Raw genomic sequence first — 19,874 nt, forward strand, 5'->3', positions numbered from 1 at the left:
TGTTCGGTAATAGTAGTAATAAGCATTACTATTACGGAGTTTCTATGTCATCTCGTCCTGCAATACCGTCTTTTAAGCGTCGTGCAGCCCCAAGGCTACTGGCGCTGCAGATTGCGTTAGTGAGTGGTTTTTCTATATTGCCTGTGTCTATTGTGTATGCCGAATCTGTGTCCGCAGATATGCGTTATTACAAGATTGGTGCCGGATCTTTGTCTAAAGCGGTTAATGCTTTTGCTGCTACCTCTGGTCTGTTTTTGGGCGGCAGCGGGCAACTGCTGAGTGGTAAGCAAACGGTAGGTTTTGAAGGCGAATACTCGACGGAACAGGCGTTAGAGCTATTGCTAGTAGGAACAGGGTTATCTTATCAAAGAGGGGATGGAAACAGCGTAGTGTTAGTTGATGAAAACTCAGTAACACAGACGGAAGACGGCGTTAATTTGTCGCCTTTGATGGTGAGAGAAATGAAAAGCCAGAAAGAGGTGGGTGTTCAGACTATCGGCTCGGAAGAGATTGAAGCCATGCCAACCGAAGGGGGAAATTTAACCGACTTGCTTCGTACCAACACAGCCGTTAACTTCAGCCGTTCTAGTAGTAGTTCGACAAATAGTGGCAGTATGCGTCCTGATGAAGTGTCTATTTATGGACAGGATTATTATCAAAACGCCTTCATGATCGATGGTATCGATACATCTAATGATTTTGATCCAGGTTCAAGCAGTGCAGGTGATAGTTATACTAACCCAATTTCAAATGCTAATCTGTCAACGCTTTCTGGAAGCTCGCCACAGAGTTATTACATGGATGTGGATGCTCTAGAACAGGTCAAGGTTTACAGCAGTAATATCCCTGTGGAATACGGCGGTTTTATGGGGGGCGTGATTGACGCTAGATTGAAGCGTTATGATGGCGAAGATTCCGTTTTTATCAAATATGGATTGTCTAAAGACGCATGGGAGAAATTTCACTTTGACGAGAGAAAAGCCGAAGAATTTTATGGTGCTGACAGTATCGATGGTGCTTATACGCCGGAATATAAAAAACAAAATTACTCGGTAACCGTTTTAAAGGGTCTTTCCGACAAAGTCGGTTCTACCTTGACGGTGTCTAGAAAAACCTCTGAGTTCAGGCAGCAATATGAAAATCGTTCCGATGAAGTCAGGTCAATATATTATGATGACACCATTGATAACCTGATGGGGCGAATTGATGCAAAAGTGAATGATAGACTCGATTTAGGTTTTTCGTTTCGCTATTCAGACCGTTTTCATGATGGCTTAACATCAACGGATTATAATGATACTTTTGTTAAGTCGCATACCGCTTACGGAGTAGGGAATAACTTCGACTATCGCTTTGACAATAGTGTGTTAACCATTGATACCGCATTCGATCGCTCCTTCGACGAGCTTGATTCTCAGTCTAATGTATATTCGTTTCATCCTTCTGCGAATTATTATAATGGTCTTCCGTATTCTGGCGGTTACGGTGATATTTTGCAGCAACAAGATACCTTCAGTATTAATACAAAGTGGGTGCGTGATGCGATTGCTCTTGGTCAGACGCAACACACGTTCACCCTTGGCGCTGATTTAGCATTCAAAAAAGCGTTTTATCAAGCTTATGGTAGTGAGTATTACCAGTATGCCTGTCTATCCGGAAGTACTGGCTCTGGGTGTAAGGATTCAAACAGGGACGGTGTTCATGATGAAAATGATGAATACCTTACAAGGTACGGAGTTTTGGAAGGCAATAAAATAACCAAGCATTATCAAAGTTATGGGGTTTATCTTGAGGATCGAATTGATATTCATGACTGGACATTGACGGCTGGTGTTCGGGCCGATCATGAAACTCTGCTTGATAATGTCAATATTGCTCCGCGAGCCAACTTGCAATGGGATGTTTTTGGTGATGATAGTACACGATTAACCACAGGTGCTAGCCGTTATTATGGGCGTAGTTTCTTAAAATATGCCCTAAGAAATGAAATGAAAACCTGGTATACAACGACTCGATATAATAGAGATGGCAGTATTAGCAGCAGTCCTGACACAAATTCTAGTGATTATGCTAATTTTTCAGATTACGATTTGAAAACGCCTTATTCTGATGAAATCATGTTCCGTATAGACCAAGTTATGGGGCCTGTGGACGCGTCTTTAACCTTAGTTAATCGTGAAAGCAGGGATAGCGTAAAGCTCGCGGGATCAAGAGGGTCTTATTATTATACTAACGAAGGACGTAGTTCTAATAACAGTGTTGAGCTCGCTTTCCAGCAACGTACTCCTCTTGAGGTATTTAATACTTTTACTAAAGCAAGCTTCTCTCTTGGTTGGAAAGAAAGTAAGTCCAATGTTCAAAGTGACGAGGGCTATGAAGAGAATCTAGAAGACGAGGAACGTGTCTACTACAACGGAGAGGAGATCGACTTTGCAGACTTGCCTTCTTGGGATTACAACATACCATTTACGGTTAAGTTGAGTACCACAACCAATATTCCTGCTTGGCACCTTCAGTGGAGTAACTTTGTTAATGTAAAAAGCGGTGGTGTTGTGGCTCAGTCAGATAGCTCAAGCAGCTACACCGATGCCGACGGTAAAGAGTTGACAGTATACAAAGATAAGGACTTTGATGATCTGGTGACGTTAGATACGAAAATTCGTTTTTCTCCACCATTATTTGCGAGTAGTGAAGGTTACATAGAAGCAAAAATTACCAACTTATTCGATGATGTTGTATCGACAACAACTTCCACGTCTTCTACAGCAACTCAGTCTTTTACCTCCGGTAGAAAAATCTCTATGGAAGTCGGCATGCGTTTCTAAGCCGATGTTTCTCTTATCTCCTGTCCTGTTGATAAACAAATGCTCTATTGAGCATTTGTTTACTTCTTTATATGAAATGATTTCTATGAGCGGTTTTATGCTTTTTTTTCAGAATATTTTACGTGTGGTTGGATTAACGTGTGCGGTGATGTTTACGCTTCAGGCGTTTGCGAATGACGATGAAGGATTACCTTGGGATAAGCGTGTTGTTCACGGCACATTAGACAATGGTTTTCAGTATTATTTATTTGATTCAAGACAGGAAAAAGACGCGCCAGAAGGTCTGACTTTGGCGAATTTAGTGGTACTTTCTGGTGCGATCGATGAAAAAGAAAATCAGCTCGGTGTGGCGCATATGGTGGAGCATATGGTGTTCCATGAAAGCGCTGGATTACCGAATGGTACTCGGCAAGCCTTGTTAGATATGGGGTTTAAGCAAGGGCGTGATTTTAATGCCATGACCAACAGTGAAAATACGCGTTATATGGTGAATTTGCGTAACACCACACCAGAGCGGCTCCACAGGGTGTTGGACGTGTATCAGCAAATGGCTTTCCACGCCGATATTAGAGCGACGTCGTTAGACAAAGAGCGCTTGATTATTCAAGAAGAGTGGCGTGGGAAATTGAGTCACCGAGCACGGGTCAATGATGAGAAAAAAGCCTTGTTACGGGTTGGTTCATTGTATCCAGAGCGCCCTGTTATTGGCACGCAGGACACGATTAAACACACCCCCGCAGAGCAACTGCGCGCTTTTTATCGAGACTGGTACGCGCCAAATAATATGGCGTTAGTCATTTATGCCCCCGTTGATAGTCATGCTTTAGAGGCACAAATTAAAAACGTTTTTAGTGCTGAGCCTAGGCGGACGCTGCCGAAACGACACCCAAAAGACCCTATATTAGATGATCTTCTTAAAATGGGTCAGTTGCGCGACGCTGGCAGCAAAACCAATCAGGTTGCTTTTTTATACCGATTTGGAAGTGAGTCTTTTGATACGGACGAGGGGCGACGTGACGGATTGATTGATTATATGACGCGTAATTTGCTCACTGAGCAAATACGGCGCCAAAGAGATGTCTTACCGGAGCATGTTCGTGCTCTATCCAGTACCAAAGGAACCGTGTCGCCCAATGTGGCCATTCTGGGTTTTTCGGTCAATGTTGACGATGGCTTTCATTTATTGGGCTTAGCGTCATTGATGAAAGAAGTTGAACGTATAAAAACACACGGTTTTTTACCTCAGGACTTTGATAAGGTTTATAAAAAAGTCGTTGATACCGCAGAAGCGAATAAAGACGCGGCCAAAAGTCGCGGCACTATTTGGGCTGTCAAAATGGTGGATGCGGTGACGTCAGGCAAAAAACTACAGGACCCAGTGCTAAGCAATGATCGAGTTTTGCGCTTGGTGAGAAGTATTTCACTGGACGATGTCAATGCGCGTTTGCGTCAGTGGTTATCAGCTCCGGATCGTATTCTGTATACGCAAGCCGTCGGTGGAAAACGTGTTGATATAGGCTCTGTGGAATCGGTTGAGGCGATGTTTGACACCATCAATAAAAAAGATCTTGCGCCGTTGGAAGAAGAAAAAGTGGTGGCCGAAAAAATGCTGCCTGTTGTCACTCAATCCGGCTCATTGTCTTTGATCTCAAGAGAAACGGAATTAGGGATTTCCAATTGGTCTTTATCCAATGGTGATCAACTTACTTTGTTAGACCCAAGTGTATTGGCGGGGCGTTATCAAATTGAAGCGTCAGAGGAGGACAGTAAAAGTTATTTTACAGCGTTGTCAGCCGCTGGCTATAACGTCACGCAAGGTTCGACATGGGCAGAGCAAATTGCGGTGCAACTGTCGGATGCAACGGGGATCTATGGTTGGAGCGACGAAGAGTATGCGCAGTGGCGTCGTCGTCACCAAGCGTTTCTGTCGACGAAGCAAAAAGCACAAAGTTTGACGTACCGGGGTACCACAGACGACGAAGCTTTTGACAAACTATTGGCGGTTTATCGTGTCAATCAAGTTACGCCAAAAATTGATACGACGGTCTATGAGAGTGTGATGGCCAGTCTGAAAAGAAGCCTGAATATTGAGGTTGTTCGTCCCCTTGAAGTGTTTACTAAGCGTATGGCACAAGCCCGGTTTGGGCAAAAAGAGGTGTCACCCAGTCTTACGGATTTAACGTCGTTATCGTTAGAGACGTTAGAGCAGACACGAAAGAAGCAAGTCGCTTTGCCCGTACATTATTTTATTGTGTCCCGTATGCCCGAAGCGGATATGACAGAACTGGCAGCAAGGTATCTTGCGACGATTCCTCGTGATATATCCGCTTATCGTGCTTCTGACTACGAAACGCTACCGGTGTTGCAGTTGTCTGGCGAGTCAGTCGTTGACATGGCGTTGAATACTGAGCCAAAGGCGGAATATCGCATGTATGCCTACCAGTCTATGCCTTGGTCACCGATTGCTGCCCTGCAATTGACCTATTTGGGTGAGCGTTTAGAGGCAGAATTAAAACAGCGGCTGCGCAGTGAAGCTCAAGGGATTTACAGTGTCAGAGTCGGCTTGGAACTGAACAAAGACTCCCACCGTGCGGAGTTGAGCATTCAATATTCCAGTGCGCCAGAGCGATTAAACGATTTGGCGGCAATGACCAACAAAGCGTTATCTGAATTACCTGAGATGGTTACCGCAGCGTGGGTAGATGAGATACAAGACGCGTTTGTAGATGTTGAGCAAAACCGCTTAGAAAAAGATTTCGATGGCACCTTGGCACATCGACTGGAGTTGAGTGAAACCTTATACGGTGATGCGCGCTATCTTGACGAAATGGATCAATTGACCTCTGGTTTAACATTAGAAAACCTAAAAAAACTGGTTGATACTTTAACATTCAGCGACAGGGTGACGGGTTTTTATCGTCCTTTGGATTAGGTATTTCGATAACGAACCTACAAAACGTAAATGCCCAACAATGATATTGTTGGGCATTTTTTTTGCGTGTGCACTACAGATTAACTTGGCGCAGACTCAAGCTCGACTTATGGTGATGCCATGAATATGATGAATCGACCTGTTTATCGTTTGGCCTTTGTAAAAAAAGGAAAGTGGATGTCTCGTACAGTAAAATATTGCGTTGATCACGGCATTGATTCATATCCTGATAGACGAGAGTTTAACGGCGCGTTTACGTGCGACAAGGGGATACTGTTTTGATGTCGCCTTTGTCGTCTTATCAACACAAGCTCGATCAACAGCATGTGTTGTTTGATCTTCATCAGCAGCCCGCGCTATATGAATTAGAACGTGTTTATCAGTTACTAGTGTCGAATCCATCAAGCGCAGACGGGGTTGAGTCAATCCAAGGGGTTTATCTCTGGGGCGATGTGGGGCGTGGTAAGACGTTTCTGATGGATTTATTTTATGATTGCTTGCCAGACGATGTGGGGTTGAGGCTGCACTTTCATCATTTTATGGCACGTTTGCATCGAGAATTGAATCTTGTCTTTGGTCAAAAAAATCCGTTAAAAGGCATTGCCAAGCGGTTAGCGTCAGAGTGTCGAGTGCTGTGTTTTGATGAATTTTTTGTCTCAGATATTGGCGATGCTATGCTGCTAGGCGGATTAATCGAAGCCTTGTTTGACGAAGGGGTTGTGCTGGTGGCAACGTCGAATATTGCCGTGGAAAACCTTTTTCAAAATCAGTTACAAAAAGAACGCTTCGCGCCGGCCATTACCTTGTTACAGCAAAATGTGAAGAGTCTTCATCTTGGTGGCGAAGAAGACCATCGATTACGTCATACTGGTTGTTCGCCGATCTTTTTCGTCAAACATGAGCAAGAGATGGCCGTTTTGTTTAGGCAGTTAGCAAAAGGCACTGTTAATCAGCAACCGCTGCTCATCTGTCGTCGTGCGATTGCTGTGATTGAGTCAGCAGAGAATATCGCCTGGTTTGATTTTCACGAACTGTGCAATAGCCCAAGATCGTCGTTGGACTACATTGAATTAGCGAAAAGCTATCCATTTATCATGCTGACGGCGATTCCCGAATTAAGTAGTGAACCTTTTGAGCATATCAAAGCACGGGGCACCGAAGATGGGGCCGTTGGCTCAGGAAAAACAGGTGATCGCGCGGTGTCTTTGGGGATCAATGACGACGCTGTACGACGTTTTATCAGTTTGGTGGACGAGTGCTACGATCATCAAGTGGTGCTTTTGTTGAATGCCGATGTGCCACTTGAAAATTTGTATTTAAACGGTTCTTTATTATTTGAGTTTCGTCGGACTTACAGTCGTTTAATTGAAATGAAGTCTCTTTATTATCAACAACTACGTGTTAAATAGTTGATTTTGTTCCGACTATTTTTAGTAACTTGTTTGTTAAGGCTTGATAAAAAGCCATTGCGCGACCACTATGTTTGTATGAGAGTTTATGTATATTAAAGACAACAACCCAGAAGTAAGGAGGGCGATCATGCAGTATGAAGATCGCGTTGATGCGTTAGTCGCACCAAAGGGTGCGTTAGAGATGTTATCTCAAAATGAAATCACTCGTCTGTCGGAAGAGTCAGGCCCACTTCATGATTTATTCCATCGTTGTGCTTTGGCAATTTTGAACTGTGGCAGCGATTCCGATGATCCGCAAGCGGCCATGGAAGAGTTTAAAGACTTTGAAATTCGCATAGTACAGCAAGAACGTGGCGTGAAGTTGCAGCTTAAGAATGCGCCAAGCAGTGCGTTTGTCGATGGCAAGATGATCAGCAGTGTACGTGAAATGCTGTTTAGCGTATTACGTGACATTATTTTTACTCAGCATGAATACTTGCTTGCCCGTGGTTTAGAGAATGCCAGCTCAGAGAAATTGACCAATGTCGTCTTTGAACTGTTGCGCAATGCGAATGTCTTCCGCCGAATTCAGAACCCCGACATGATCGTGTGCTGGGGCGGCCACTCTATTGCGCGTCACGAATACGATTATACCAAGCGTGTAGGTCACGAATTAGGCTTGCGTGAACTCAATATTTGTACGGGTTGTGGACCGGGTGCCATGAAGGGGCCAATGAAAGGCGCGGCCATTGCTCACGCTAAGCAGCGTATTAAAAATGGGGTGTATTTGGGCTTAACAGAGCCTGGCATTATTGCGGCAGAGTCACCGAACCCGATTGTCAATCAGCTGGTCATTATGCCAGATATTGAGAAGCGGCTTGAGGCTTTTGTTCGTGCTGGCCATGGTATTGTGGTGTTTCCAGGCGGTGCGGGTACGGCCGAAGAAATTCTGTATATTTTAGGCATTCTGCTGCACCCTAAAAATGCCGATGTTCCTTTTCCTTTAGTGTTTACCGGTCCAAAAGAAAGTGCGGATTACTTTGAACAAATTCACGCTTTTATTGGTGATGTATTGGGCGCAGAAGCACAAAATAAATACCGCATTATCATTGAAGATGAAGTGGAAGTGGCGCGCACTATTAAGCAAGGAATGGAAGATGTGCGTCAGTATCGTAAAGCCCATCAAGACGCGTTTTACTACAACTGGAAATTGCATATTCCAGAGGAGTTTCAACACCCATTTGAGCCAACTCATGACAATGTGCGTGGTTTAAACCTGCACTTCAATCAAGAAACGCATTTGTTGGCGGCGGATTTGCGTCGTGCCTTCTCATCCATCGTCGCAGGTAACGTAAAAGCCCAAGGCGTGGCGTATATCAAAGAGTTTGGGCCATTTGAGATTCATGGCGATAAAGCCTTGTTGGCTAAACTGGATGCCTTGTTACAAGCCTTTGTTCGTCAGCAACGGATGAAGCTGCCCGGCAGTGCGTATGTGCCCTGTTATAAAGTGGTGACAGATTGATATGAATTGGGTATTAGTGGTTTAACTGATATTGGTAAAAGGGCCTTGATTGGCCCTTTTTTTAAGTCTAAAAATATATGGCTATATTACCCAAAAACCGACCAACCAATACTTTCGGACAAGGCTTCGAGGGCGGCCATGCCAGCAAGCGAATTGCCAGATTTATTCAGTTCAGGCGACCAAACGCAAACGGAGAAGCGATTAGGGACAATAGCAATGATACCGCCACCCACACCGCTTTTACCGGGTAGGCCGACACGATAAGCAAAGTTTCCTGCTTCGTCATATAGTCCACTCGTGGCAAGTAATCCATTTACCTGCGTGGTCTCTCTAGGGCTAAGCATTTGCTCACCAGAATGCCGACAGTAGCCTTTATTTGCTAAGAAACTAAAGGCTTTCGCCAGGTCGACACAATTCATGCGCATGGCACAATTATCAAAGTAGCTGTGTAACACGGCCTCGACATCATTATGAAAGTTGCCGAATGCCTTCATAAGATACGCCATTGAGGCGTTACGGGCGCGAAATTCGTACTCTGAATCGGATACTATTTTATCTGAGCGTAATTCTGGGTTATCGGCTAGGCGACGTATAAATTCTCGCATCGCATAATGGGGAGAGGCAAAACGTGACTGATTCATGTCACAGATGACAAGTGCCCCTGCGTTAATGAAGGGGTTACGGGGCACGCCTGCTTCGTATTCTAATTGCACCAAGGAATTAAAAGGGTTGCCCGATGGCTCACGACCAACGCGCTTCCACATGTCTTCACCATAATGTTTGATGGCAAGGGTCAAGCTAAAGACTTTAGAGATACTCTGGATAGAAAAGTCAGTATAGGCTTGGCCTGCATGGTAAAGCTCACCATTATTGCTGTAGATGGCGATACCAAATTGATTGGGATCGACATTGGCTAACGCGGGAATGTAGTTTGCGACCTTGCCTAAACCGATTAATGGTTTTACTTTTTGTTCTATTGAATGCAGTAAATCTTCCACATCACTCTCATTAAACAGGGTTAAAGGGGGCGCCTAGTATAGAGAAAGTCGTTAGGAAACCCCAGTGGAATTTGGTTTGCTGCCGATCATAAAAAAGCCCCCAAAAGAGGGGGCTGGCAGTGTCGTAATAAACGGTTATTTTTTGGGTGAAATACCGTAAACAGACGTGGTTCCACTGACTTCATTGCCAACAATTAATAATGCTTGGCCTGTTGGGCTGTCGTCTTTTGATACAAAGCTCATGCCCTCTGGACCAAGATCTCCAGCGGCTGAGGTTTCTACTTTTTCGTTGAAGTTACGGCTGGTTGAATATTGTACGAACTGGCTTTTTGCCGGTGTGGTGATGTCGTAAACCATGATGCCGCCAACACGTTCTAGACCAATGAATGCATAGGTACGACCATCGATTTGACCGAGAGTGAGCGCCTCTGGTTCTGGTCCTTTGTCATCACTGCGGCCGTCTTCTTTATTTGAATCGTTTGAAGCATTAAAGCCATTTTTACCTAGTTGCTCGGCGGTAATACGTTCAAAATCGCTACCACTATCAAACACTTGCTCGCCTGTTTCGCCGTTCCAGATAGAGAATGAGCGTGCGCCGTAGCCGTATAGTTGAGTAAAGGTGCAGTTGGTTGGTGCGCCTTTGACTAGCTCACAATCTTTCGCGCCTAACGTACTGGTCATTTTCATACGGCCAAGGTTGTTGTCGTCCTCTAATTTGCCTTCAATGCTATGCTGTAGAGAGCTGGTGAGTGCAAGACGGCTGTTTAGTTCGGCAAGGTCTTTGACTCGGTATTCCTCGCTGAAACCTTTGTAGTCTCTTGAGTCGCCTTCATTGGCGGAAACGATATAGGTGCTGCCTGAAACGCTATAGGATGCGATGCTATCAGGCATGTATAAGCCTAATACTGGCCAGTTTTTTAGCTGAATGGTGTTATCTTTATCGCTTATGTCAAGCTCGTTGCCAGGTTGGTTATAGTCCTTTGTACCCAATGCCCAAATGGTTTCTACCGATTTTTGCTTGAGGTCAATTTTCGCAATGCCGTTATTTTCTTGTAAGGACACAAAAGCATAGCGATTATCTTCGGATACGGTGACGTACTCTGGTTCTAAATCTTGAGCAACACTGGCATTTGGGCCAAAAATACGCAAACCTGCTGGGCGTTCTGCAGCTCGTGGGCCACCATTATTGAAGTCACGGAATGAAACGTTAGTGACGTCTTTTTGGCTTAATGTTTTGATGTCACTTGGAAGCGAGATAATGCTTACGCTGCCTTCAGGGTCGATCGTGTATTCATCGTTTGGCTCGCCTTCATTGGCAACAACAACCTGCTTACCATTGTGAGTAAAGGTCACCATATCCGGTAAAGCGCCCACCTTGACGGCTGTGATGAATTCATGGCCATCAACTTTGTAAAAAGCGATGTATCCCATGTCTTGTTTTACTTTGGCTTCAATAGCAACGGCCATTATGCCATCATGAACGCTGACACTATTGGCTGCGCCGAGCACGATTCCAGTTAAATTCGTGACATCCTTACTAACATCCAATGTCGTTATTTTGGTGGGAGATGCTGGGTTTTTCATCGATAAAACGTCTATTTTTCCCGAGTTTGCGTTCACTACAAAAGTTTCTTGTGTGTTTGCATCATACGCCACAATTTCAGCCGCACTTGCACCAAAAACACCAGATTCATAACGACCTAAAAAGCTCAGCTCGATAGAAGACGTTGCGGACGGAGCGTCTGAATGAGTTGTGGTGCAGCCGCTAAGCAAGACAACGGTGGCGCATAATGGTAAGGCAATCGGTAAACGCATGGTAATCTCTCCAAAGGGATAAAATTTGAGGATCTACACTAACGTTTAAATATGACAAAAAAGTGGCAAAGGGCAGTAAGTGTTTACTTACTGCCCTTTCATAGTTGGTATTAAGAGCGCTGAGCTTTGATGTGTGTGACATGCGCATTAATCAATTGTCCCGATATGGTCGCATTGTTCGGGATATTAGGTAGGGCATCAATGGAATACCAATGGGCCTCTTCTATTTCGCCTGGCGCGGGGACGATGTCGCCGCTTTTATAGTCGGCAAAAAATCCGACCATAAGCTGATGAGGAAACGACCAAGGTTGGCTGTCTACATAACGTATATTGGTTATTTCTAAGCCGACCTCTTCTTTTACTTCGCGAGCGACGGCTTGCTCTAAGGTTTCACCTGCTTCAACAAAGCCTGCGATATTACTGTATCTGTCTTTTGGGGCAAGGGGGCCACGAGCCAATAAGATTTGGTCTGCTTTTCTGATGGAGACAATAACGCAGGGGGAAATTCTTGGATAATGGCGTAGGTTGCAAGAGGGGCAAATTTTAGTGTGTTCTTTGGCGTGTTTTTCTTGCATGGCTGTGCCGCAGCGTCCACAGAACTGATGATCACGATCCCATGTAGACAGCTGATGTGCGCGACTTAATAAAATATAGTGCGGTTGATCTTGTAAGAAGAGCAACTCTCGCAAACCTATTTCACTGAATCCTTTTGGTACGGCATCAAAGCGGCAGACAAAAATGTCTTGTTCATGCCATTTGCCACAATAAACCGCGTTCATGTTTGAGTTGGGCTGAAAATGGGTAAATGGAATCAGAAACTGATCATCAGACTCAATCAATACTTGGTTGCGATGTAGCAATATATAGAGCGCATTTTGATGGGGAAGCGGATGTGTTTGAGTGCCTATTTCTAACATATGATTGCTCAGGTTGCGTCTAAAAGAATGACGCTAACGCGATCACTCTTTAGACGCAATAACTAAGATGGATTTAATTCCAATCTAGTATCACTTTGCCTGACTGTCCTGATCCCATGGTGTCAAAGCCTTGTTGAAATTCGTCCACTTTAAAGCGGTGGGTAATGATTGGACTGATGTCTAAGCCGGATTGCAACATAGCGATCATCTTGTACCAGGTTTCGAACATTTCTCGTCCGTAAATGCCTTTAATGATGAGGCCCTTAAAGATGACTTGGTTCCAGTCAATCAAGGTGTCTTTACTGGGAATGCCAAGCATGGCAATCTTTCCACCATGGTTCATGCATTCAAGCATGGAGCGAAAAGCCATGTCATTGCCGGACATTTCTAACCCCACATCAAAGCCTTCAGACATGCCTATTTCGCCCATCACGTCTTTGAGTGATTCTCGACTGACGTTGACCGTTCGTGTGGCGCCCATTTTCTTCGCCAAGTCCAAGCGGAAATCATTGACATCCGTGATGACAACATTGCGTGCGCCAACGTGCTTTGCAATCGCCGCGGCCATGGCACCAATAGGGCCAGCACCGGTGATAAGCACATCTTCACCAATCAAATCAAACGATAACGCTGTGTGTGTCGCATTGCCGAAAGGGTCTAAGATAGCGGCCATGTCGTCGCTGATACTGCTGGGGATTTTGAAAGCATTGCTCGCTGGTATGACTAAATATTGAGCAAATGCACCATTGCGATTGACACCGACACCAAGTGTTTTACGGCATAGATGGCGGCGTCCTGCACGACAATTTCGACAATGTCCGCAGGTGATGTGGCCTTCACCTGAAACGCGATCACCGATTTTAAAGCCTGTTACTTCTGGGCCAATTTCTACGATTTCGCCAACAAATTCATGTCCCACCGTCATTGGCACCGGAATGCTATTCTGTGCCCAATCATCCCAGTGATAAATGTGCATGTCGGTTCCGCAAATAGCGGTTTTACGTATCTTGATGACCACATCGTTATGACCACATTCTGGGTGGGCGACGTCTGTCATCCAAATGCCTTTTTCGGCATGTAACTTTGCAAGTGCTTTCATTCTGATTTTCCCTCAATAATACCCAGTTCGCGGCCAATTTTCGCAAAAGCGGTAATGGCGCGATCAAGCTGTTCCGTGGTCAGTGATGCGGACATTTGTGTACGAATTCTTGCTTTTCCCATCGGGACAACCGGATAGGCAAAACCCGTCACAAAAATCCCTTCTTCGTATAGCGCATTTGCCATTTCTTGTGCGAGATTGGCGTCGCCTAAAATAACAGGAATGATAGGGTGATCGCCAGCGACAAGATCAAAGCCTAACGCGCTCATGTGAGAGCGAAAGTATTGGCTATTTTGCTTGAGCTGCTCTCTGGCTGCTGCGCCAGTCTTAAGTGACTGAAGAATGTGTAAGCTGGTGGCTGTAATAACAGGTGCAAGCGAGTTAGAAAATAGATAAGGTCGAGATCGTTGGCGTAGCCAGTCGACGATACTTTTGGAGGCGCTGGTGTAGCCGCCAGAGGCACCGCCAAGCGCTTTACCCAAGGTACCGGTCATAATGTCAATACGCCCTAGTACATCGCAGTATTCATGGCTGCCACGGCCATTTTCGCCCAAAAAGCCTACCGCATGAGAGTCGTCTACCATAACAAGTGCATCATATTGATCGGCAAGGTCACAGATGGATTTTAAATCGGCGATGATGCCATCCATAGAAAACACCCCATCGGTGACGATGAGCTTGGTTTTTGCGCCGTCTTTATCGGCTTGTTGTAGCTTGGCTTCTAATTCGCTCATGTCATTATTGGCATAGCGATAACGCTTAGCTTTACATAGGCGAATGCCATCAATGATGCTGGCATGATTGAGCGCATCACTGATGACGGCGTCTTCTTCTCCTAATAAGGTTTCAAACAAGCCTCCGTTTGCATCGAAGCAAGACGAATATAAAATGGTGTCTTCCATATGCAAAAAGTCACTCAGGCTTTTTTCTAACTCAGTGTGTATGTCTTGAGTGCCGCAAATAAATCGCACGGATGCCATGCCATAGCCATATTTATTCAGAGCGTCATGAGCCGCTTCTGTGACATTAGTGGCGTTAGCGAGCCCTAGGTAATTGTTAGCGCATAAATTGATTAAAAGCGTGTTGTCCGCGGTTTTAATCTGACTGGCTTGTGGCGTGATAAGCGGGCGCTCTTTTTTATAAAGGCCTTCTTGCTTAAGGGTTTGGAGTTGATTTTCCAAATGCTGATAAAAAGCTGATTTGCTCATATTTTGTCCTCTTGTGGAGATGTGTGTCCTTTTTATTATGAATTCCTTCTTTCTTGAGTGTAGGTGGGCAGCCTAACAGTGAGTAGATGCAGTGGCATAGAAAAATGGGCATAACAGTTGTGGGTTGTGACATGCTGGTCATGTCGCCGCTTCGTCCGTAGAATGAGGACAAAGATTAAACAAAAAGGAAAAGATATGTTATCAACGGTTCGCTTTAGTGGTCTTGTGTTAGGGACGGCGCTCAGCGCCAGTATAACGGTTCAGGCGCAAGATTATTTGCCCATTCTGCAATACCATCATGTCAGCGCGAGTTCGCCTGCGTCAACATCTGTGACGCCCGAGCAGTTTATGGAACATATGGATTATCTTAAAAGCTCAGGATTTCAGGTTGTTGACCTGCGCTCTGCGTTGGATGATTTAAAGGCGAACAAGCCGTTGCCGGACAAAGCCGTCGCTATTTCCTTTGATGATGCTTATCAAAGTATTTATCAAGCGGGTTTTCCAATACTAAAAGAAAGAAACTTCCCTTTTACGGTTTTTATCAACACAGAGCCAGTAGAGCGTAACAGTTCAAGCTTTTTGACCTGGGCGCAAATGAAAGAGATGCAAGCCAACGGTGGCGTGTTTGCTAATCATACTGTTAACCATCCTTATATGTTGAGAAAGGAGAGTGGTGAAAGCGATGGTGATTGGCTAGCGCGCATGGAAAAGGAAGTCGACACAGTGGAAGCTTTATTGGTGAAGCATTTAGGTCATTCTCCTAAAATGCTGGCTTACCCTTATGGCGAATCAGATCGTCAAATTCGCACCATGATGAAGGAAAAAGACATTATTGCTTTTGGGCAGCAATCTGGCGTCGTTAGCGCGGATTCTGATTTTGAAAACTTGCCTCGTTTTCCGGCTGCTGGCTCCTATGCTAATTTATCGACATTAAAAACTAAGTTAGACGCAAAGCCGATGCCTTTACTGTCAGAGAAGACGGGAGGGGATTATGCAACCGATCAGCCTGTTTCTATTCAGTTAACTTTCAAGGAAGGGAAATATCGTTTTAAGGATTTAACCTGTTACGTGTCTGGACAGGGTAAGGCGACATTAGATTGGGTTTCAGATGTTGAGGTGGTTGCCACTGCTGATAAGCCGTTTGGCGTGGGCAGAGGCCGTATTAACTGCACTATGCCGGATGAATCAGGACAGCATTACTACTGGTATTCTAATGTTTGGATACGTTCTTCCCCTGAACAAGGCTACGTAAGTGAAAAAAGTTAAACTTTTTTAAAAAAAATGTTGCACTGAAATTTCAAATCAGTATTATACACCTCGCTCGCAACGGAGGGGTGGCAGAGCGGTTTAATGCACCGGTCTTGAAAACCGGCGTAGGTTAGTAGCCTACCGAGAGTTCGAATCTCTCCTCCTCCGCCATCTTCCTTCGGGAAGTATGTTGCAGCAAAGATAAAATTAGTTCCTCGATAGCTCAGTTGGTAGAGCAAATGACTGTTAATCATTGGGTCACTGGTTCGAGTCCAGTTCGAGGAGCCATCGGAGTATAGCGCAGTCTGGTAGCGCGCCTGCTTTGGGAGCAGGATGTCGGGGGTTCGAATCCCTCTACTCCGACCATTAATTTTATCATCACCATTAGTAATGGTGGGCGTAGCTCAGTTGGTAGAGCTCCGGATTGTGATTCCGGCGGTCGTGGGTTCAAGCCCCATCGTCCACCCCATTACTTGATAGTTGGGTCGTTAGCTCAGTTGGTAGAGCAGTTGACTTTTAATCAATTGGTCACTGGTTCGAATCCAGTACGACCCACCAACTATCTCACAAAGCTTTTATTCTGTACTAGCCTGATTAATTCCTCGATAGCTCAGTTGGTAGAGCAAATGACTGTTAATCATTGGGTCACTGGTTCGAGTCCAGTTCGAGGAGCCATCGGAGTATAGCGCAGTCTGGTAGCGCGCCTGCTTTGGGAGCAGGATGTCGGGGGTTCGAATCCCTCTACTCCGACCATCAATTTTATCATCACCATTAGTAATGGTGGGCGTAGCTCAGTTGGTAGAGCTCCGGATTGTGATTCCGGCGGTCGTGGGTTCAAGCCCCATCGTCCACCCCATTACTTGATAGTTGGGTCGTTAGCTCAGTTGGTAGAGCAGTTGACTTTTAATCAATTGGTCACTGGTTCGAATCCAGTACGACCCACCAACTATCTCACAAAGCTTTTATTCTGTACTAGCCTGATTAATTCCTCGATAGCTCAGTTGGTAGAGCAAATGACTGTTAATCATTGGGTCACTGGTTCGAGTCCAGTTCGAGGAGCCATCGGAGTATAGCGCAGTCTGGTAGCGCGCCTGCTTTGGGAGCAGGATGTCGGGGGTTCGAATCCCTCTACTCCGACCATCAGTTTTATCATCACCATTAGTAATGGTGGGCGTAGCTCAGTTGGTAGAGCTCCGGATTGTGATTCCGGCGGTCGTGGGTTCAAGCCCCATCGTCCACCCCATTACTTGATAGTTGGGTCGTTAGCTCAGTTGGTAGAGCAGTTGACTTTTAATCAATTGGTCACTGGTTCGAATCCAGTACGACCCACCAACTATCTCACAAAGCTTTTATTCTGTACTAGCCTGATTAATTCCTCGATAGCTCAGTTGGTAGAGCAAATGACTGTTAATCATTGGGTCACTGGTTCGAGTCCAGTTCGAGGAGCCATCGGAGTATAGCGCAGTCTGGTAGCGCGCCTGCTTTGGGAGCAGGATGTCGGGGGTTCGAATCCCTCTACTCCGACCATCAGTAAATAAAGAATTCTTCATAGAGCGGGTCGTTAGCTCAGTTGGTAGAGCAGTTGACTTTTAATCAATTGGTCACTGGTTCGAATCCAGTACGACCCACCATTCTATTTTATCTATTCTCTTTGTTTTGTCTTTACACCTCTCGTTTTCTCTGTATTTTAAAACTTGCCTTGCCTTGCCTTGCCTTGCCTTGCCTTGCCTTGCCTTGCCTTGCCTTGCCTTGCCTTGCCTTGCCTTGCCTTGCCTTGCCTTGCCTTGCCTTGCCTTGCCTTGCCTTGCCTTGCCTTGCCTTGCCTTGCCTTGCCTTGCCTTGCCTTGCCTTGCCTTGCCTTGCCTTGCCTTGCCTTGCCTTGCCTTGCCTTGCCTTGCCTTGCCTTGCCTTGCCTTGCCTTGCCTTGCCTTGCCTTGCCTTGCCTTGCCTTGCCTTGCCTTGCCTTGCCTTGCCTTGCCTTGCCTTGCCTTGCCTTGCCTTGCCTTGCCTTGCCTTGCCTTGCCTTGCCTTGCCTTGCCTTGCCTTGCCTTGCCTTGCCTTGCCTTGCCTTGCCTTGCCTTGCCTTGCCTTGCCTTGCCTTGCCTTGCCTTGCCTTGCCTTGCCTTGCCTTGCCTTGCCTTGCCTTGCCTTGCCTTGCCTTGCCTTGCCTTGCCTTGCCTTGCTGTTCTTTGTTGTGCCTCGTTAAAAAATCAAACTTTGTATTTGTGGTTTTGAGTTGGGTGCGGGCTCGCCTCTGGCTTCTTGTGTTGCCCTGATTGTTGAGTGGGTAAGCCATTGTTAGTAGCCTCTAGGGTGTTCAGGTGGTCTGCTACAGCGTTTGATCGTGCTTTGTCAGATCGTTAGCTTGCTGTCTTTGGCGGGATTCTTCTTGGGGAGTCTACAGGTGTGGTTTTGCTTGGATGGTATGCAGATATCTTGTTTTGTGGGAGTGGTTTATTGTCTTTTGCTTGTGTGTATTTTTTGGGTGTTGATTTTTGATGTGGTGGTTTTGTGTTGTTTGTGTTTTTTCTGGATGTGGTTAAAGGCTGATGTCTTGAGGATTTTTATTGCAGTATGATTTTATAGATAAAAGATTGATCTATAAAGGAAAGAATTTATGGTGGAGGGAGGTGGATTCGAACCACCGAAACTTTCGTGGCAGATTTACAATCTGCTCCCTTTGGCCACTCGGGAACCCCTCCACAGCAGCGCGGCAAATAATATATGCCGCGCTTCTATCTGTAAACACTTTTTTCTATTTTTTTAATAATTTTTCCAGTTTTGCTTTCATGCGCTCTTCTGGCGATAAATTATCATAGGCTTCATCTTCACGGCTTTTTATTGGCTGTGATTTTTGCGACGGTTTGCCTTTTGGAGATGGGGTGCTTTGAGGTTTTTTATTGTGGGCAGGGCGGTCCGCTTTAGGTCGATCGGTTGTTTTGGGGCGATCGGCTGTCTTAGGGCGGTTGAATGGCTTTTTCTCTTTCTTGGGTATCATGGACTCAGGAAGAGCGGGCTCATCATTTACTGCGATGCCTTCAAGATCAACACGAGGCTGTCCTGATAGTAGACACTTCTTATAGCGATCAGAGCGTGTGTAAGCGGCTAGGGCGCGTTTTTGTTTGCTGGCATTGAAGTCGTCGTCCAATGTCATGTCTTTGTCTATACCAACTTTTAGTGGCTTAGGTTGATTCCAGTCGAACGCTTTAGGATAACGGTCTTCAAGCATTTTTATTAGACGGCGATTATTCTTTTGATTTTTTTGACGCTTTTTTTGCTCTGGCGTCAGAGCCGCAGTCTCTGTAGTGCTGTCACTTGCTTGTTGTACGCTAATGTCGCTATCGACTAGTGTGTCGTCTTCTTGCAAGCCGTTAAGCTCTGTTTGTTGTGTGGTCATGTAATCAATCTGTTCTATTGTCGTGGTTGTGGTGCTGTTATCAGCATGCTCGTGCAATAAATCAAAACTCAGTTGTTGTTCAACTGTATTTGTTTGTATTGCTTGCTCAGGGGTCGATAAGACACCTAAAAGATCAAGAGAGTCTTCGATATAGAGCTGTAGTTGATCTTCAGGTGAGCGATCGGCCATATGTTGCAATAAATCCATTGAGGCGCTGTACTCAATGGGAAGGTCGTTCTTTTCCTTTAGTTTTTGTATTTCCTCGTTTGCATTTTCTAGCTGTTTTGTCAGCCAGTTAATTTTTGCTTCGAGTTTGGCAATAAGTTGTTCCATAAAGACACAAGGCTCAATTTTGTATTGGAGTCAGCGGAATACTGGGGGTATTGCTTGTGCCAATCATCTCTTTTCGCTGATCGTCGCTTGGTAGCGTAACGGTAATAGTTCTATCATTTTGCCACCAAATATAAGTTGTTACGATCACAAAACTTGCGACGAAAATGGGTGTTAATTTCATCTTTTTGG

At 45.3% G+C, this 19,874-nt stretch carries 12 protein-coding genes and 17 tRNA genes; 21 read left to right on the forward strand and 8 right to left on the reverse strand.

The annotated features are described in order from the left end of the window. Nucleotides 1-44 precede the first annotated feature (44 nt). From DK187_RS14735 to ppnN, 4 genes are all read left to right on the forward strand, one after another. Nucleotides 45-2,825, forward strand: coding sequence for a TonB-dependent receptor (locus tag DK187_RS14735; RefSeq protein WP_111608114.1), 2,781 nt, complete (start codon nucleotides 45-47; stop codon nucleotides 2,823-2,825). A gap of 97 nt (nucleotides 2,826-2,922) precedes the next feature. Continuing rightward, nucleotides 2,923-5,757, forward strand: a complete 2,835-nt coding sequence (locus tag DK187_RS14740; RefSeq protein WP_162623528.1) for a M16 family metallopeptidase — start codon at nucleotides 2,923-2,925, stop codon at nucleotides 5,755-5,757. A 281-nt stretch (nucleotides 5,758-6,038) separates the two neighbouring features. Next, complete coding sequence (zapE, locus tag DK187_RS14745) at nucleotides 6,039-7,166, forward strand: cell division protein ZapE (RefSeq protein ID WP_111608116.1); 1,128 nt, start codon at nucleotides 6,039-6,041, stop codon at nucleotides 7,164-7,166. Between the two features lie 130 nt (nucleotides 7,167-7,296). Then, a complete protein-coding gene (ppnN, locus tag DK187_RS14750; protein ID WP_111608117.1) occupies nucleotides 7,297-8,670 on the forward strand; it encodes a nucleotide 5'-monophosphate nucleosidase PpnN in 1,374 nt (457 codons plus the stop codon). Nucleotides 8,671-8,756: 86 nt separating this feature from the next. Here ppnN and glsB read toward each other — a convergent pair whose 3' ends face one another. The 5 genes from glsB to DK187_RS14775 all read right to left on the reverse strand — a co-directional run bounded on the left by glsB (nucleotide 8,757) and on the right by DK187_RS14775 (nucleotide 14,707). Continuing rightward, entirely contained in the window at nucleotides 8,757-9,668 is a 912-nt protein-coding gene (gene glsB, locus DK187_RS14755) for a glutaminase B (RefSeq protein ID WP_111608118.1), read from the reverse strand. A gap of 135 nt (nucleotides 9,669-9,803) precedes the next feature. Further along, nucleotides 9,804-11,483, reverse strand: coding sequence for a choice-of-anchor I family protein (locus DK187_RS14760; RefSeq protein WP_111608119.1), 1,680 nt, complete (start codon nucleotides 11,481-11,483; stop codon nucleotides 9,804-9,806). A 110-nt stretch (nucleotides 11,484-11,593) separates the two neighbouring features. Beyond that, nucleotides 11,594-12,400, reverse strand: coding sequence for an NAD(+) diphosphatase (gene nudC, locus DK187_RS14765; RefSeq protein WP_111608120.1), 807 nt, complete (start codon nucleotides 12,398-12,400; stop codon nucleotides 11,594-11,596). Nucleotides 12,401-12,473: 73 nt separating this feature from the next. Then, on the reverse strand, nucleotides 12,474-13,499 hold the full coding sequence (tdh, locus tag DK187_RS14770) for an L-threonine 3-dehydrogenase (RefSeq protein ID WP_111608121.1): 1,026 nt from the start codon (nucleotides 13,497-13,499) through the stop codon (nucleotides 12,474-12,476). Beyond that, on the reverse strand, nucleotides 13,496-14,707 hold the full coding sequence (locus DK187_RS14775; RefSeq protein ID WP_111608122.1) for a glycine C-acetyltransferase: 1,212 nt from the start codon (nucleotides 14,705-14,707) through the stop codon (nucleotides 13,496-13,498). Before DK187_RS14775 ends, tdh begins: the two co-directional genes overlap by 4 nt. Nucleotides 14,708-14,902: 195 nt before the next feature. Here DK187_RS14775 and DK187_RS14780 point away from each other — a divergent pair, with 195 nt between their 5' ends. The 17 genes from DK187_RS14780 (at nucleotide 14,903) to DK187_RS14860 (ending at nucleotide 17,586) form a co-directional block, all read left to right on the forward strand. Then, nucleotides 14,903-15,973 (forward strand): polysaccharide deacetylase family protein, encoded by a 1,071-nt coding sequence (locus DK187_RS14780; protein WP_111608123.1) that lies wholly within the window; start codon nucleotides 14,903-14,905, stop codon nucleotides 15,971-15,973. 62 nt (nucleotides 15,974-16,035) lie between these two features. After that, a tRNA-Ser gene (locus tag DK187_RS14785) sits at nucleotides 16,036-16,126 on the forward strand. Between the two features lie 41 nt (nucleotides 16,127-16,167). Further along, nucleotides 16,168-16,243, forward strand: a tRNA-Asn gene (locus tag DK187_RS14790). A gap of 1 nt (nucleotide 16,244) precedes the next feature. After that, nucleotides 16,245-16,321, forward strand: a tRNA-Pro gene (locus DK187_RS14795). A 27-nt stretch (nucleotides 16,322-16,348) separates the two neighbouring features. Then, nucleotides 16,349-16,424 (forward strand) — tRNA-His (locus tag DK187_RS14800). 13 nt (nucleotides 16,425-16,437) lie between these two features. Next, nucleotides 16,438-16,513 (forward strand) — tRNA-Lys (locus DK187_RS14805). 41 nt (nucleotides 16,514-16,554) lie between these two features. After that, nucleotides 16,555-16,630, forward strand: a tRNA-Asn gene (locus tag DK187_RS14810). 1 nt (nucleotide 16,631) lies between these two features. Beyond that, a tRNA-Pro gene (locus DK187_RS14815) sits at nucleotides 16,632-16,708 on the forward strand. A 27-nt stretch (nucleotides 16,709-16,735) separates the two neighbouring features. Beyond that, nucleotides 16,736-16,811, forward strand: a tRNA-His gene (locus DK187_RS14820). Between the two features lie 13 nt (nucleotides 16,812-16,824). Further along, a tRNA-Lys gene (locus DK187_RS14825) sits at nucleotides 16,825-16,900 on the forward strand. A gap of 41 nt (nucleotides 16,901-16,941) precedes the next feature. After that, nucleotides 16,942-17,017, forward strand: a tRNA-Asn gene (locus DK187_RS14830). A gap of 1 nt (nucleotide 17,018) precedes the next feature. Next, nucleotides 17,019-17,095 (forward strand) — tRNA-Pro (locus tag DK187_RS14835). A gap of 27 nt (nucleotides 17,096-17,122) precedes the next feature. Next, nucleotides 17,123-17,198 (forward strand) — tRNA-His (locus DK187_RS14840). Nucleotides 17,199-17,211: 13 nt separating this feature from the next. Beyond that, nucleotides 17,212-17,287: transfer RNA gene (locus DK187_RS14845), tRNA-Lys, on the forward strand. Between the two features lie 41 nt (nucleotides 17,288-17,328). Further along, nucleotides 17,329-17,404: transfer RNA gene (locus tag DK187_RS14850), tRNA-Asn, on the forward strand. Nucleotide 17,405: 1 nt separating this feature from the next. Continuing rightward, nucleotides 17,406-17,482: transfer RNA gene (locus tag DK187_RS14855), tRNA-Pro, on the forward strand. Between the two features lie 28 nt (nucleotides 17,483-17,510). Continuing rightward, nucleotides 17,511-17,586: transfer RNA gene (locus tag DK187_RS14860), tRNA-Lys, on the forward strand. A gap of 56 nt (nucleotides 17,587-17,642) precedes the next feature. Here the strand turns inward: DK187_RS14860 and DK187_RS21120 are convergent. The 3 genes from DK187_RS21120 to DK187_RS14875 all read right to left on the reverse strand — a co-directional run bounded on the left by DK187_RS21120 (nucleotide 17,643) and on the right by DK187_RS14875 (nucleotide 19,685). Further along, nucleotides 17,643-18,251, reverse strand: coding sequence for a hypothetical protein (locus DK187_RS21120; protein WP_162623529.1), 609 nt, complete (start codon nucleotides 18,249-18,251; stop codon nucleotides 17,643-17,645). Between the two features lie 322 nt (nucleotides 18,252-18,573). Further along, nucleotides 18,574-18,657, reverse strand: a tRNA-Tyr gene (locus DK187_RS14870). A gap of 53 nt (nucleotides 18,658-18,710) precedes the next feature. Continuing rightward, nucleotides 18,711-19,685 (reverse strand): ProQ/FINO family protein, encoded by a 975-nt coding sequence (locus DK187_RS14875; protein WP_111608125.1) that lies wholly within the window; start codon nucleotides 19,683-19,685, stop codon nucleotides 18,711-18,713. Nucleotides 19,686-19,874 lie beyond the last annotated feature (189 nt).

The sequence above is a fragment of the Marinomonas arctica genome (assembly GCF_003259225.1).
Taxonomy (GTDB): Bacteria; Pseudomonadota; Gammaproteobacteria; order Pseudomonadales; family Marinomonadaceae; genus Marinomonas; species Marinomonas arctica.

What these genes read in the sequence shown, in the direction of transcription:
- zapE (WP_111608116.1), top strand. Translation starts at nt 6,039, where the DNA reads ATGTCGCCTTTGTCGTCTTATCAACACAAGCTCGATCAACAGCATGTG.
- tdh (WP_111608121.1), bottom strand. Translation starts at nt 13,499, where the DNA reads ATGAAAGCACTTGCAAAGTTACATGCCGAAAAAGGCATTTGGATGACA.
- DK187_RS14760 (WP_111608119.1), bottom strand. Translation starts at nt 11,483, where the DNA reads ATGCGTTTACCGATTGCCTTACCATTATGCGCCACCGTTGTCTTGCTT.
- DK187_RS14740 (WP_162623528.1), top strand. Translation starts at nt 2,923, where the DNA reads ATGCTTTTTTTTCAGAATATTTTACGTGTGGTTGGATTAACGTGTGCG.
- DK187_RS14735 (WP_111608114.1), top strand. Translation starts at nt 45, where the DNA reads ATGTCATCTCGTCCTGCAATACCGTCTTTTAAGCGTCGTGCAGCCCCA.
- DK187_RS14875 (WP_111608125.1), bottom strand. Translation starts at nt 19,685, where the DNA reads ATGGAACAACTTATTGCCAAACTCGAAGCAAAAATTAACTGGCTGACA.
- DK187_RS14780 (WP_111608123.1), top strand. Translation starts at nt 14,903, where the DNA reads ATGTTATCAACGGTTCGCTTTAGTGGTCTTGTGTTAGGGACGGCGCTC.
- ppnN (WP_111608117.1), top strand. Translation starts at nt 7,297, where the DNA reads ATGCAGTATGAAGATCGCGTTGATGCGTTAGTCGCACCAAAGGGTGCG.
- DK187_RS14775 (WP_111608122.1), bottom strand. Translation starts at nt 14,707, where the DNA reads ATGAGCAAATCAGCTTTTTATCAGCATTTGGAAAATCAACTCCAAACC.
- nudC (WP_111608120.1), bottom strand. Translation starts at nt 12,400, where the DNA reads ATGTTAGAAATAGGCACTCAAACACATCCGCTTCCCCATCAAAATGCG.
- DK187_RS21120 (WP_162623529.1), bottom strand. Translation starts at nt 18,251, where the DNA reads ATGGCTTACCCACTCAACAATCAGGGCAACACAAGAAGCCAGAGGCGA.